General features: G+C 74.6%; 12 protein-coding genes. 2 read left to right on the forward strand and 10 right to left on the reverse strand.

Annotated features, from left to right (window positions below; genetic code table 11):
* Window positions 1-3: 3 nt before the first annotated feature.
* The 6 genes from ABZ885_RS10170 to ABZ885_RS10195 all read right to left on the reverse strand — a co-directional run bounded on the left by ABZ885_RS10170 (window position 4) and on the right by ABZ885_RS10195 (window position 6,535).
* Window positions 4-1,527 carry an exopolysaccharide biosynthesis polyprenyl glycosylphosphotransferase gene (locus ABZ885_RS10170; RefSeq protein ID WP_360185879.1) on the reverse strand — a complete coding sequence of 508 codons (1,524 nt, stop codon included), beginning with the start codon at window positions 1,525-1,527 and terminating at the stop codon, window positions 4-6.
* A gap of 332 nt (window positions 1,528-1,859) precedes the next feature.
* Entirely contained in the window at window positions 1,860-3,014 is a 1,155-nt protein-coding gene (locus ABZ885_RS10175) for a glycosyltransferase (protein ID WP_360185881.1), read from the reverse strand.
* A gap of 172 nt (window positions 3,015-3,186) precedes the next feature.
* Window positions 3,187-3,627 (reverse strand): SRPBCC family protein, encoded by a 441-nt coding sequence (locus ABZ885_RS10180; protein WP_360185884.1) that lies wholly within the window; start codon window positions 3,625-3,627, stop codon window positions 3,187-3,189.
* A gap of 95 nt (window positions 3,628-3,722) precedes the next feature.
* Window positions 3,723-4,694: an ABC transporter permease gene (locus ABZ885_RS10185; RefSeq protein WP_360185887.1), complete on the reverse strand. Its 972-nt coding sequence runs from the start codon at window positions 4,692-4,694 to the stop codon at window positions 3,723-3,725.
* Window positions 4,691-5,677, reverse strand: coding sequence for an ABC transporter ATP-binding protein (locus ABZ885_RS10190; protein ID WP_360185889.1), 987 nt, complete (start codon window positions 5,675-5,677; stop codon window positions 4,691-4,693). Before ABZ885_RS10190 ends, ABZ885_RS10185 begins: the two co-directional genes overlap by 4 nt.
* A 54-nt stretch (window positions 5,678-5,731) precedes the next feature.
* Window positions 5,732-6,535: an ABC transporter permease gene (locus tag ABZ885_RS10195; RefSeq protein WP_360185892.1), complete on the reverse strand. Its 804-nt coding sequence runs from the start codon at window positions 6,533-6,535 to the stop codon at window positions 5,732-5,734.
* A gap of 129 nt (window positions 6,536-6,664) precedes the next feature.
* Between ABZ885_RS10195 and ABZ885_RS10200 the strand changes: the two genes are divergently transcribed.
* Entirely contained in the window at window positions 6,665-7,552 is an 888-nt protein-coding gene (locus ABZ885_RS10200) for a winged helix-turn-helix transcriptional regulator (RefSeq protein ID WP_360185895.1), read from the forward strand.
* Window positions 7,553-7,594: 42 nt separating this feature from the next.
* Window positions 7,595-8,488, forward strand: a complete 894-nt coding sequence (locus tag ABZ885_RS10205; protein WP_360185898.1) for a HipA family kinase — start codon at window positions 7,595-7,597, stop codon at window positions 8,486-8,488.
* Window positions 8,489-8,512: 24 nt separating this feature from the next.
* Here ABZ885_RS10205 and ABZ885_RS10210 read toward each other — a convergent pair whose 3' ends face one another.
* From ABZ885_RS10210 to ABZ885_RS10225, 4 genes are all read right to left on the reverse strand, one after another.
* Window positions 8,513-8,905 (reverse strand): hypothetical protein, encoded by a 393-nt coding sequence (locus ABZ885_RS10210; protein WP_360185901.1) that lies wholly within the window; start codon window positions 8,903-8,905, stop codon window positions 8,513-8,515.
* Window positions 8,906-9,062: 157 nt separating this feature from the next.
* Window positions 9,063-10,553, reverse strand: a complete 1,491-nt coding sequence (locus tag ABZ885_RS10215; RefSeq protein ID WP_360185904.1) for a S8 family serine peptidase — start codon at window positions 10,551-10,553, stop codon at window positions 9,063-9,065.
* A gap of 237 nt (window positions 10,554-10,790) precedes the next feature.
* Complete coding sequence (locus ABZ885_RS10220) at window positions 10,791-11,909, reverse strand: amidohydrolase family protein (protein WP_360185907.1); 1,119 nt, start codon at window positions 11,907-11,909, stop codon at window positions 10,791-10,793.
* A 3-nt stretch (window positions 11,910-11,912) separates the two neighbouring features.
* On the reverse strand, window positions 11,913-13,292 hold the full coding sequence (locus tag ABZ885_RS10225; protein WP_360185909.1) for a glutamine synthetase family protein: 1,380 nt from the start codon (window positions 13,290-13,292) through the stop codon (window positions 11,913-11,915).
* Window positions 13,293-13,329: the final 37 nt, after the last annotated feature.

The raw sequence follows: 13,329 nt of genomic DNA on the forward strand, positions 1-13,329 counted from the left end.
GGGTCAGCTCCCGTCCGGGTGGAGCATCAGGGCCGCGGTGCGGCACAGGATCTTGACGTCCTGCCAGAGGCTCCAGCTCTCGATGTAGCGGTTGTCGAAGCGGGCCCGGTCCTCGATCGAGGTGTCCCCGCGCAGGCCGTTGACCTGGGCGAGGCCGGTGAGGCCGACCGGGACGCGGTGGCGGTCCGCGTACTCGGGGTAGGCCTGGCTGAACCGCATGACGAAGTAGGGGCGTTCGGGGCGCGGGCCGACCAGGCTCATGTCGCCGCGCAGGACGTTCCACAGCTGGGGCAGCTCGTCCAGGGAGCTGCGGCGCAGCAGCCTGCCGACGGCACCCATCCGGTGGTCCTGGGCGATGTTCCAGCGGGTCGCCGACTCGTGTTCGTTGCTGGGGCGCAGGGTGCGGAACTTGAGGACGGTGAAGACCCGGCCGTCGAGCCCGGTGCGCTGCTGGCGGAAGAGCACGCCGGGGCCGGTGTCGAAGCGGACGGCGAGTGCGCAGAGGGCGAGGACGGGGGCGAGCAGGAGCAGGCCGAGGCCGGCCGCGGCGATGTCGAGGGCGCGCTTGGCGGCCCAGCCGGAGCGGCGCATGGCCGGCCGGCCGACCTGCAGGCAGGGGAAGCCCCAGAGGTGGTCGCCGCCGGCGAAGCGGCCGGTCTCCAGCGAGCCGTACTCGCGCAGGGCGGGGACCAGCCAGACCTGGCAGCCGAGCCGGGCGGCGTCGCGCAGGGCGGCGGCGGTCTCGGCCTCGTCGGCGGCGCCGGCCGTGGCGACCACGTGGTGGATCCGGTGGCGGCGGATCTCGCGCTCCAGCACCTCGCGGCCGCCGAGCACCGGCAGGTCGGTGTCGCCGGCCAGCAGCGGCGGGTCGGGGTCGAGGAAGCCGACCGGGCGCATGCCGTACTCGCCGCGCTCGCTGAGGGCGGCGGCGACCCGCCGGCCGAGCCGGCCGGCACCGAGCACCAGGACGGGGCTGGGGCGGCTGCGGCGGACCCGGCGGACCAGGTGGTAGAGCACGGCGCGGCCGCAGACGGCGAGCAGCAGCTGGGCGCCGAGCAGGACGCTCAGCCGGGCCGGGGTGGCGGGGCCGCAGTCGGGCCAGCGGCCGTCGAGGCAGCCGGCCAGGGTGACCGCGAAGGCGGTGGCGACGACGGCCCGGACGGTCAGCGCGGGGAGTTCGTCGAGGACGGAGAGGGTGAGCCGGGTGCGGTAGAGACCGGCGGCGAGGTTGAGCACGAGCAGCAGCGGCAGCAGGGCGGCCACGCCGACCAGCGGCTCGACCCGCACCGCCGGGTCGAGCACGCGGTTGGCGATGCCCGTGGCGGTGCAGAGGGCGACGGCGTCGACCGCGGCCAGCGCGACGGGCAGGACCAGCCGGGAGCGGACGGGCCGGCGGTGGCGGCGGGCCGGCGGGGCACTGCGGGTCTGGGCGGTGCGGGCCGGGCGGTCGAGCAGCCCCGTGCCGGGCCGCCGCGGGCCGGACAGGGGCCGGCCGGGCCGTGGCACGCTGTCGTGGTCAATGGTCATCAGCGCACGTACTCCCCTGCTGTGTGCCCGGGGCGACGGCCTCCCGGCGCGGTTGGCCCGGGGCGGCCGTCCCGGCCCGGTGGGCTCGGTCCTGACAGCACCTGCTGCCGCTGGCGGCTTTCGGCTTTCTCGCGAATTCCCGGCGTGAAATCGAAACGATGCAGGCGAAATCAGACATTACCGAACGTGAACTGGTATGCCGGAAGTCGACTTGCCATTTCATTCCAGCCGCCCATTAATAGGTATTTCTGATTTCAGGCCTCACCCACAACCGGTTGAGGGTGCGAATACGACAGCGCCAGAGCGACCGGCATCCACGGCATGTGAAACGATCAGATCCGCTGCGGGACACGGGCACGGCGCCGTCCGGCCGCCGGGCCGGCCCCCAAGAGGTCCCGGTAGAGCGCGTCCACCTGTTCGACCACCGACCGCACGTCATGGCGGGCCGCGGCATGGTCACGCAGGCGCGAACCGCGTCGCTCGCACTCGATCGGATCGGACAGCGCTTCGGCCATTCGGGTGGCGAGTGCAGCGGAATCCTCGGGCGGCACCACGGCGCGGTCCCGTTCGGCCGGCGGAAGGCATTCACGGGCCCCGGGTACGTCGGTCAGCAGCACCGGACGGCCCGCCGCCATCGCCTCCAGCGGGGCCAGCGCCATCCCCTCCCAGCGCGAGGGCAGCACCACCAGGTCGGCCGCGGCCAGCCACGGCCGCGGGTCGGGGACGTCGCCGGCCAGCCGGACCCGGGACGGCTCGGCGGACTCCCGTACGGTGTCGGCCAGCCGGGCCGCGTCCGGCCCGCCGCCGACCAGCGCCAGCCGGGCCTGCGGCACCCGGCGCAGCACCTCGGGCCAGGCGGCCAGCAGCACGTCCTGGCCCTTCTGGCGGCAGAGCCGGCCCACGCAGACGGCCAGCGGGGCGTCCAGGTCCAGCCCGAGCGCGATCCGGGCGGCCCGCCGCTCGGCCGGGGCGTAGTGCCGGACGTCGACGCCGTTGGGCACCACCGCCCAGTCGGCGTGCAGGCCGGCCGCGACGCCGTCGGCCCGCTCCTGGACGCTGACGCAGAGCAGCCGGTGCGCCCAGCGGGTCGCGTAGCGCTCCCAGCGCAGGGTGGCGGCGGCCAGCGCGCCGTCGACCGCGGCGAACGACCAGGCGTGCGGCTGGAAGACGGTCGGCACCGCGCCCCGGACGGCCAGCCGGCCGGCCAGCCCGGCCTTGGCGCTGTGCAGGTGGACCATGTCGGGCGCGGCGGCCCGGACGATCCGGCGCAGCCGCCACGCCTCGGCGGCGGTGGCCGGGCCGGGCGAACGGTGGGCCGGCCAGTCCCGGACCAGCGCGCCGGCCGCGGCGGCCTCCTCGGCCAGCCGGCCGCCGCGCGGACAGGCGACCAGCACCCGGTGGCCGGCCTCGCGCTGGCCGCGGACCAGGTCGACGACGACGCGGGCGACTCCGCCGTCGACGGGCTGCGAAATGTGAAGGATCGTCATATGCACGGCGGCGAGCCTAGGGTGGCTCCGCCGCGCCGGGCGCCCGCCGTCACCCTCAGGTGGCGGCCGTCCACCCGTACGGTTTGCCGCTCGTACGGGTGGGCGACCCGATCGAATCCCCGGTCGAGCCGGGGGCGCCTCCCCGGGTCGGGTCGGCGCACCCCGGCGGACCTCAGCGGACCTCGTCGGCCAGGTTGGCCAGCACCTGGTCGTGGATCCGGTTCAGGCCCTTCGGGGCGAAGGTCCGCTCGAAGAAGCCGCCGATGCCGCCGGCCCCCTGCCAGGTGGCCGAGACGGTGACCTTGGACCGGCCCTCGCCGACCGCCGAGACCGTCCAGGTGATCACCATGCTGGAGTTGGCGTCCTTCTCCACCAGCCGGTCCGGGGTGGGCGCCGAGACGGTGAACAGGCAGTCCCGGACCCGCTTCTCGGTGGCCTGGAGCTTCCAGTGCACCTGGGTGCCCGCCCCGGTGCCGCCGGCCCGGACCTCGTACTCGCTGTACTGCGCGGGCAGCAGCTTGGGGCGGGTCACCTGGTAGTCGGCCAGCGCCTCGTACACCCGCTCGGGGGTGGCGTCGTAGACCCGCTCGGTGGTGGCCTGCACCTGTCCCATGACCTTGCTCTCCTTCGTGCTCGGGCCCGGCCCTGCTCGGACTCCGGACCCGCTCGGACTGCGGTTTCACCGGCAAGCCAACCACAGCGGGCGGATCACGCCAGCCGGAGGCCTCCGGTCCGCTGGGCGCGCGCCTCGCCGAGCCGCAGGGCCAGCGCCGCACCCGCCGTCAGCAGCACGCAGAGCGCCGCCAGCCAGGCCAGGCCGGGCGCCAGCTCGCCCAGCCCCTCGCCGTCCAGCAGGGCGCCGCGCACCACGGCCAGGCTCCCGGTCAGCGGCAGCCCCGCGCCGAGCACCCGCAGCACACCGGGCAGCGCGAACACCGGCAGCCGGACCCCGGCGACGAACCACATCGGGTCGTCCAGCACGGTGTAGACGAAGGCGGAGTCCCGGGAGAACACCATCAGGCTGTTGAGCAGCGCGCCCCAGGCCACCGCGGGCAGCAGCAGGGCCAGCAGCACCACCGGGTACATCCACGGGCCGGCCACGTCCAGGGTGCCGAAGCCGAACGCGGCCGCGCCCAGGAAGCAGGTGAGCAGCCAGGCGTTCTGCAGCAGCGCGCCGGCGCCGTTGGCCACCATCAGCACCAGCCGGCCGGCCGGCGAGAGGAAGAGCAGCTCCAGGGTCCCGGTAGTGCGCTCGAACGCGAAGTTCCACGAGGACTGGACCAGCGAGAAGAAGAACGCCCAGGCCAGCGCCCCGGTGGCGAGAAAGCCGAGCAGCCGGGACGGGTCGGCGGCGAGCGGCCAACGGGCGGCGGCGGCCGATCCGGCGGCGATCGGGTGCAGCGTGTAGTAGGTGGCGGCCAGTTGGAGCAGCGGCCAGACCAGCATCGAGGCGACCACGAGCGGCTGGCCGAACAGCCTCCGGTGCTGCTTCAGCGCCTCGGCCGCGAACACCTTGCCGGCGTGCCGCAGCGCGCGGCCGCGGTACGGGTCCCGGGGGCGGGGGCGCCGGCCGGTGCCCGGGCGGGGCGGCGGCAGGGTGCGGCCGGGGTCGGCCGACGGGCGCGGGCCGCGGTCGGCGGCGGCCAGTACCAGCGACCCGGTGGACGGCAGGGCGGTCATGCGGCCACCTCCAGCGGCGCGTCGGTCAGCGCCAGGACGGCGTCCTCGAGGGTGGCCTCGGTGACCTCCAGGCCGCCGATCGAGCCGCCGGCCGCGACGATCGCCCCCGCCAGCGGGCCGGCCACGTCCTCCGGGTGGCGGACGGTCACCAGCAGCGCCCCCTCCTCGGTGGTCTCCAGCCGCACGCCGACGCCGAGCCGCCCGGCGAAGCCGGTGACGGCGGACTCCAGCTCCGCCGACGGGTTGGTGACGGTGACCCGGACGCTGCGGTGGCTGCCGGTCGCCGTCTTGAGGTCCGCCGGGCTGCCGGCCGCGAGGTGGCGGCCGCCGGAGATCACGTAGACGTGCTCGCACAGCTCCTCGACCTCGGTCAGGTAGTGCGAGGTGAGCAGCACGCCCCGGCCCTCGGCGGCGAGGGCGGCGACCACCCGGCGCAGGTCGCGGGCGATCGGCGCGTCCAGCCCGAGGGTGGGCTCGTCCAGCAGCAGGTACGCCGGGTCGTTGATCAGGCCGCGGGCGATCGAGAGCCGCTGCGTCATGCCGCGCGAGTAGCGCTCGACCGGGGTGTCGGCGGCGTCGGCGAGGCCGACCAGGTCGAGCAGTTCGGCGGTCCGGGTGCGGAGCACGGGGTTGGGGACGTCGTAGAGGTGGCCGAAGTAGCGCAGGTTCTCGGCGCCGGTGAGCTTGCCGTAGACCATCCGCTCGCCGCCGGCGATCAGGTTGATCCGGCGCCGGGCCTCGCGGGCGTGCGCGACCACGTCGAGGCCGTCCAGGGTGACGGTGCCGGAGGTGGGGCGGAGCAGGGTGGCGAGGATCTTGATGGTGGAGGTCTTGCCGGCGCCGTTGAGGCCGAGCAGGCCGGTGACCCGGCCGGGCGGGATCTCCAGGTCCAGGCCGTCCACGGCGGTCTTCACGGTGCGCGGGCCGAACAGGCCGTTGTCCCGGGTGCGGAAGGTCTTGCGCAGGGCGCGGGTGCGGATCATGTCAGCGGCTCCTCGGGCGGCTGGTGCGGATCGGGTCGGGGCGGGTCACCGGGGTCAGAAGCTCCGCTCGGCGGCGCGGCGCTCGGCCGCGGGGAGCACCTGCAGGCCGAGCAGCAGGTAGCCCGCACTGAGGGCGAGGCAGGTGACCAGCCGTGGGACGAGGTCGGCGAGCGGCCGCCCCTGGCCAAGCGCGTCGCGCAGCACATCCATCGCGGAGGTGACGGGCAGCAGTTCGGCCAGCCACTGGGCCGGCGCCGGCAGGTAGCTGTTCGGGAAGGTGATCCCGCAGAGCAGCGAGACGGCGAGGAAGACGGTGTTCTGCGAGATGTGCGCCTCGCCGGCGACGATCATCAGCGCGCCGAGCACGACCGCGACCGCGAACACGGCGGCGGTCAGCGCCAGCACCCCGGCCAGGGCCGCGAGCGGGTGCCAGGCGGGCAGGGTGACGCCGAGGACGGCGGCGAACCCGCCCAGCAGGCCGACCTCGACGGCCGTGTTGAGCAGCGCGAAGCCGGTGAAGCCGAGCAGGTACGGCAGCCGCCCGGCGGGGGCGATCAGCAGCGCGCCCAGGGTGCCCTGGCGCTGCTCGGTGATCAGCGCCTTGCTGCTCCAGAGCAGCATCCGCACGGTGAACATGTAGCCGGCGGCGCCGATCGCGATGTAGCCGAGGTAGTCGGCGCCGCCGGTGCGGGCGGTGAAGTCCCCGTCGACCGAACCGCCGCCGATGGCGTGCAGGCCCAGGTAGGACAGGCCGATGGTGAACACGCCGATCAGCAGGCAGCCGACCGCGTACGACCACGGGTAGGCGCGACTGGTCATCGTCCAGGTCCGGCGCAGGGTCGCCCAGGCGACGGGCATCCGTTCCCCCTCTCCTCTCGCCGGTGTCTCCCCCCGGCGGCTTGAGTTTTCATTGGGAACTTACAAGTTCCTTTCCGGAACTCACAAGGGGGTGCAAGGATGGCCGCTCGAACGGTGAGAGGGGCAGCGGTGCTCAGAGACGTGCCGGAGCGCGACGCGAGCTGCGCGATCGCCCAGTCCGCGGCGGTGATCGGCGACTGGTGGAGCATCCTGATCGTCCGCGAGTCGGCGCGCGGCCGGCTGCGCTTCGACGAGCTCCAGCACGAACTCGGCATCTCCCGGAAGGTGCTCGCCGAACGACTGGGCCACCTCACCGAGGCCGGCGTGCTGGAGCGGGTGCCGTACCAGAACGGCCCGGTCCGGTACGAGTACCGGCTCACCGAGGCCGGCCGGGCCCTGCTGCCGGTCCTGGTGGCGATGCAGGACTGGGCCGACCGCTGGCTGCTCGGCGACGGCACGCTCTCCGGCTCGGCCGCGCCCGACAGCGCGGAGGCCGCCCGGATGGCCGCGCTGCCCGGCACCCGGCTGCCCGCGCTCACCCTGCCCGTGCACACCGGCGGCGAGCTGGACCCGGTCGACCGGGCGGCCGGCGCCACCGTGCTGTTCTGCTACCCCGGCACCGGGCGCCCGTCGCCGCTGCCGGCCGGCTGGGGGGACATCCCCGGGGCGGCCGGCTGCACGCTGGAGAACCGGCTGTTCCGCGAGGCGTACCCGGAGTTCCGGGCGGCCGGCCTGGCACTGCGCGGGGTCTCCACCCAACGGCCCGACGAGCAGCGGGAGTTCGCCGCAGCGGAGGAGATCCCGTTCCCGCTGCTGTCCGACCTGGACGTCCGGCTGGCGGCCGCCCTGCGGCTGCCCACCTTCCACGTCGGCCAGGGCCTGCGGCTGAAGCGGGCGGTCCTGGTGCTGGACCGGGAACGGGTGGTGCGCCGGGTGCTCTTCCCGGTCACCGACATTCCGGGCGCCGTCCGGCAGGCCCTCGCGGACGCCCGTGCGGTGGCCGGGGAAGCCGGGTAATCCCGCTGAGCGGACCACGGCTCACGCGTTAGGGTGGCCGGTGTGCTCGATCAGGTGACAGCTGTGCGCTACGTCGACCCGCTGCGGGCCGGCGGTTCCGTCCCCGGCGTGGTGGAGACCGACGACCTGGGCACCTACGTGGTCAAGTTCACCGGTGCCGCGCAGGGCCGCAAGGCGCTGGTGGCCGAGGTGATCGTCGGGGAGCTGGCCCGGCGGCTCGGCCTGCCGGTGCCCGAACTGCGACTGGTCGACTTCGACCCGGCGGTCGCCGACGACGAGCCGGACGCCGAGGTCCAGGACATCCTCAGGGCCAGCGCCGGGCTCAACCTCGGCATGGACCTGCTGCCCGGCTCCCGCGACTTCAGGCCCGGCATGATCCCGGTCGACCCGGTCCAGGCCGGCCGGGTGGTCTGGCTGGACGCGCTCACCGGCAACGTCGACCGCACCGTGCACAACCCCAACCTGATGGTCTGGCACGACAGGCTCTGGCTGATCGACAACGGCGCCGCGCTGATCTTCCACCACCGCTGGTCCACCGCCGGGGCGGCCGTCGGCAAGAAGTACGACCTCAGCGCCCACGCGCTCGGCGGCTGCACCCCCGACGTCGGACTGGCGGACGAGGAGCTCGGACCGCTGGTCACCGTCGGCCTGCTGGAGGAGGTGCTGGCGCTCGTCCCGGACGCGTGGCTGGCCGACGAGCCCGGCTTCGACTCGGTGGACGCGCTGCGGCACGCGTACGTCACGCACCTGGCGGCCCGTGCGGTGCTCTCCCCCCAATGGCTGCCCGACGGGTTCGCCACCCCCGAGCAGCTGCGCGAGGCCGAGCGCCGGCAGACCGCCCGGAGCAAGGCCGGCCGGCCCGCCTGGCTCCAGGAGGTGCCGGACCTGCACGGCAAGCCCTCGGTCGAGACGGTCTGGGACCGCCACGTCGAGTGACGGCGCCGGGCCCGCCGGGCGGGCTCAGCCGGTGGCCGGGCGGAACCAGAAGAAGTACTCGACCGCCGTACCGACCAGCAGACCGAAGGTGTGCAGCGCGAAGAGCGCGGCCCGGTTGACCCGGCGCACGGCCGGGGAGAGCAGCGACAGCGCCGGCAGCGCTAGGCCCAGCAGCGGTCCGAGCACCAGCACGAACAGCAGGCCCAGCACGACGCCCACCGACCCGTCCGGGGAGGCGAGCCCGAACACGCCGGCCACCAGGCCGCCGGCCAGCATGATCCCGATCATCGGGGAGGCGACGGCGAACTGAACGGCCCCCAGCACCAGCCACGGCCAGACCCGCTCGCCGCCCGGCCGGGCCTGGGGCTGGGGCTGGGGCTGGGGCTGCTGCTGCCAGCCGGTGTGGATCTGTGCCATGGTGCTCCGCTCCTCGTGCCGTGCGCCGTCTGCGGGGACCATTATGGCGATCTTGCCGGTGCGGCCGCCTGAGTACCGGTACTCAAAAGCGAGGTGGAGAGCGGGACGCGAGTCCCGCTCTCCACCTCGGTCAGCCGTTCAGTGCACGGTCAGCGCGTCAGCGCCACCACTGGACCGCCTTCTCGGCGTTGATGATGCCCGCGCCGTAGAAGCCGTTGTCGTCCGCGCCGCCCTCGCAGGTGGCGGTCCACTCACCGGCACCGCCCGGGTTGAACGGGGCCGACGGGCAGGCGTGCGACTCGGCCTGGTTGGTGAGCAGCTCGGTCAGCTCCTCCGGGCTGGCCCACGGGTGGGTGCTGGCGAGCAGCGCGAGCACACCGGCGGCGTGCGGCGAGGCCATCGAGGTGCCCTGCATGTAGCCGTACTTGCCACCGGGGATGGTGGACAGGGTGCGGCCGTTCTGGTCCGGGGTGTTCGGGATCTGGTAGCGGCGGTCGCCACCGGGGGCGGCGACGGTCACCTTGCCCTTGCCGTAGCTGGAGTAGTACGACTTGTCGCCGTTGACGCCCACGGAGGAGACGACCACGACGCCGTCCAGCTCGGTCGGCAGGCTCAGGCAGTCGTTGGTGATCGGGCGGCTGCCGGGGGTGGTGTCGTCCGGGCTGGCCACGTCCACGGTCTTGTGGGCCATGTCGATGTTCTCGTTGCCCGCGGCGGCGACGTTGAGGACGCCCTTGCGCTGCGAGAACTCGACGGCGCGGCGGACGGCGGTGGTGATGGCCGCCTGGTCCAGGTCGTTCTGGCAGTTGAACAGCCACGGGTCGACGTAGTAGCTGTTGTTGGTCACCTTGAACTTGTGCTCACCGGCCCAGACGAAGCCGCAGATGGCGTACTCCGGGTAGATGAACCCGCCGTCGTCGACGACCTTGACCGCGGCCAGCTTGACGTTCGGGGCGATGCCCTCGATGCCCTTGCCGTTCTTCGCGGCGGCGATGGTGCCGGCCACGTGGGTGCCGTGGTCACCGTCGGGGCCCGGCTGCCAGGCCTTCCAGTCGGTGTTCGGCTTGCCGCCGTCGATGCAGGAGACCGACTGCGAGGCGTCCACGTTGGCCGCGAGGTCCTCGTGGGTGCCGTCGATGCCGGAGTCCAGGACGCCGACGGTGACGCTCTTGCTGCCGAGCGACAGCTTGTGCGCCTTGTCCACGCCGATCTGGCGCATGTCCCACTGGTTGGCCCACATGGGCTCCTCGCCAGGGGCGGCGGCGGCGGTCGGCTCGGCGGCGACCTCGGCCTTCTGGGTGTCGGCGGCGGTGATGCCCTTGGTGCGGCTGGCGCCGACCGACTGGACGCCCTTGGCCTGGCGCAGCTTGGCGGCGAACTGGGTGTCGTTCGAGCGGGCGATCACGACGCCGATCTGCTCGTACGAGTACACCACGGTGCCGCCGAGGGTCGTGATGGCCTTCTCGACCTTCTGCACCTGGCCGTGGTTCGCCTGGGTGTTGACCACGTAGCTGAGCAGCGGCCCGGTCGTCGGCTCGGCCCCGGTGGCCGCGACGGCGGTGCCGGCCGGCAGGGCCAGCGCACCGGCGGTGGCGAGGACGACGCCCACCGCGGCAAACCGGGTCCGGCTGATCCGAGGAACACTCATAGGGGTTGGCCCTCCCGAGTCGTCATGCAGCTGCACGAGACAGGTGCAGTGGAATGATCGGGACGCTAGTGAACATGCGTCGGAATCCGCAAGAGGTAGTCATCTAATCGACACCGTTCGGCCACTTCCGACACAGGCGGTTCCAGGGATGCCGACCAGGCGTCAATCCATTAAGTGAATGTCAGGACTTCTGACGCTTTCACGCGTCGGGGCGTGGACGATCCACAATTCCCCGGGTCAGAGCCGGTACAGGCGGCGGGCGTTGTCGGCGGCCACCTGCCGGGCCAGGCGCTGCGCATCGGCCGCCGAGCAGGCGCCGTCGGCCAGCCAGCGGTCCAGCAGGGTACCCATGCCGTGCCGGAACTGGGCCGCGCCGACCAGGTACAGCTCGGGCAGGCCGTACGCGTCGGTGGAGAAGAGCAGTTTGCCGAACGGCGCCAGCTCCAGCATCTCCCCGAGCACGGCCGCCACCCGGGGGCCGGTGTAGGAGGCGGTCAGCCCGAGGTCCGTGTACACCTGCGGGAAGGCCTGGGCCAGCCAGGCGGCCTGACGGTGGTACGGGTAGCCGTGCAGCAGGACCAGCGGCACCCCGCTCGGCTCGGCGGCCCGGACGAAGCCGGTGAGCAGCGACGGGTCGGCCAGGTGCAGGGTGAGGTCCGGATCGCCGAAGCCGGTGTGGAGCTGGAGCGGCAGGCCGAGCCCGGCGCAGACGTCCAGGGCGGTCCAGAGCAGGTGGTGCAGCAGCACCGGGTCGGTCAGCCGGCCGCGGCCGGCCCGCTGCCACTGCCCGGCGGCGGCCGTGACCGCCCGCGCGCTGGGCCGGTCGGGGGGCACCGCCAGGCCGTGCCGGTAGGCCAGCACCGACTTGACGGCCACCGCGCCGGTGGCGGCGGCCGCCAGCGCCTCGCCGACGGCGAGCGGCCAGGCCTCGGCGCCCGTCGGCACCGACTCGGCGACGGTCTCCAGCCGGATCACCTCGCGCACCCGGGCGCCGGCCGTCTCGGCGAACTCGCTGAGCGGCAACAGCGGACGCCCCGCCGCCGCGGTCAGCCCGGTGTCCAGCAGGCAGGTGTCGAGCGCGGCGGCGGCGAGCAGCCGGCGGGTGGCCTCGGCGGCGCCCAGCTCACGCCGGCGGGCCAGGTACTCGGCGGCGGGCGTGTGCGCGGGCAGCCCGAGCGCGGGCGGGCACCAGCGGCGGACGGCCAGGCCGAGCGCGCTGTCGAACGGCGAGCTGCCGGGGGCGGGCGGTCGGTCGGACTCGGTGAGCAGGCCGGCCAGGGCGTCGTCGTCGAGGCCGGCCGCCACCACGCTGTGGCAGTGGTGGTCGACCAGGGCCGGGACGTCCAGCAGGGGCACCGGTCAGTACCGCCAGCGGGTGGCCGCGACCAGCTGCTCCGGGGTGGCCGAGGCGTACTGCTCGCTCTCGGCCGTCCGGACGGCGAGCACCGCCTCGTACAGCGCCTCGCCGAGCGCCTCGCGGAGCACCGCCGACTTCCGGTACGCCGCGACCGCCTCGGCCGGGTTCGCGGGCAGCCGGGGGACCGTCCCGGGCCCGGCCTCGGCCGGGTCGCCGCTGAACTCCGGTGGCAGCGCGAGCCGTTGGTCCAGCCCGGCGAGGCCGGCGGCGAGCACCGCACCGACCGCGAGGTACGGGTTGGCGGTGGCGTCGAAGCACTTGACCTCGGCGTTGGCCGCGGTGGCCCGCTCCCCGGTGGAGCCGGTGACCAGCCGGAGCGCGGCCTCCCGGTTCTCCAGGCCCCAGCACTGGTAGGCGCCGGCCCAGCGCGAGGGCACCAGCCGCAGGTATCCGGCCGGGCTGGAGGAGCCGAGCACCAGCAGCTCGGGCAGCGCGCCGAGCACCCCGGCGAGGAAGCCCTCCGCCTCGGCCGTCAGGCCGTGCGGGCCGGGGCCGCCGCGGGCGAGGTTCCGCCCGTCGCGCCAGAGGCTGAGGTGGAGGTGGCCGCCGTTGCCGACCGAGCCGGCCTCCACCACGGGGGCGAAGGAGGCGCGCAGGCCGTGCCGGGCCGAGACGGCCCGGATCGTCTGGCGGACCAGCACGCTGGTGTCGGCGGCCTCGACCGGCCCCTCGGGGGCGACCGAGACCTCGAACTGGCCCGGCGCGTACTCGGGGTGGACCTGCAGCACCGTCAGGCCCTGGGCGTCGAGGGCGCGCAGCAGCTCGCGCAGGTAGTCGGAGAGGTCGGTCAGCCGGTGCATCCCGTAGGCCGGGCCGGCCGTCGGGTAGCGGGGCGCGTCCTGCGGCTCCCCGGCGAGCGCGACCACCCACTCGACCTCGATGCCGGCCTTCAGGCCGATGCCGCGCTCGGCGGCGGCCGCCGTCATCCGGCGGGCGAACAGCCGCTGGCAGCCCGGGTGCGGGGCACCGGCCTGGGTGTACCGCTCGCCCGGCGCCCAGGCCCAGCCGGGCTGGGCGGCCAGCGGGACCAGCCGGTCGAGGTCCGGGTAGAGCCGGAGGTCCCCGGTGGGGCCGCCGATCAGCCGGCTGGTGACGATCGTGTCGTCGGCCAGGAAGACGTCGAAGCAGGGCGCCGCGCCGATGCCCCACTCGGCGGCGTGCACCAGGCCGGCCAGCGGGACGGCCTTCACCCGGGCGATGCCGGCGTTGTCCACCCAGGTGACGGCGACCGCGTCCGTCCCGGCCGGCCGCAGCCGCTCGACCGCCGCCTGGGCCCGCTCGGCGCGCTCGGCGCGCGGCGGCAGCGCCGAGGTGATGGCCAACGGCCTCGAGATCATCCTCGGCGACGAGGACGTCAAG

Origin of the sequence: Kitasatospora sp. NPDC047058, assembly GCF_040643935.1 — a bacterium.
Lineage (GTDB): Bacteria > Actinomycetota > Actinomycetes > Streptomycetales > Streptomycetaceae > Kitasatospora.

Coding starts and splice junctions, on each gene's coding strand:
- ABZ885_RS10170 (WP_360185879.1), bottom strand. CDS start 1,527: ATGACCATTGACCACGACAGCGTGCCACGGCCCGGCCGGCCCCTGTCC.
- ABZ885_RS10175 (WP_360185881.1), bottom strand. CDS start 3,014: ATGACGATCCTTCACATTTCGCAGCCCGTCGACGGCGGAGTCGCCCGC.
- ABZ885_RS10180 (WP_360185884.1), bottom strand. CDS start 3,627: ATGGGACAGGTGCAGGCCACCACCGAGCGGGTCTACGACGCCACCCCC.
- ABZ885_RS10185 (WP_360185887.1), bottom strand. CDS start 4,694: ATGACCGCCCTGCCGTCCACCGGGTCGCTGGTACTGGCCGCCGCCGAC.
- ABZ885_RS10190 (WP_360185889.1), bottom strand. CDS start 5,677: ATGATCCGCACCCGCGCCCTGCGCAAGACCTTCCGCACCCGGGACAAC.
- ABZ885_RS10195 (WP_360185892.1), bottom strand. CDS start 6,535: ATGCCCGTCGCCTGGGCGACCCTGCGCCGGACCTGGACGATGACCAGT.
- ABZ885_RS10210 (WP_360185901.1), bottom strand. CDS start 8,905: ATGGCACAGATCCACACCGGCTGGCAGCAGCAGCCCCAGCCCCAGCCC.
- ABZ885_RS10215 (WP_360185904.1), bottom strand. CDS start 10,553: ATGAGTGTTCCTCGGATCAGCCGGACCCGGTTTGCCGCGGTGGGCGTC.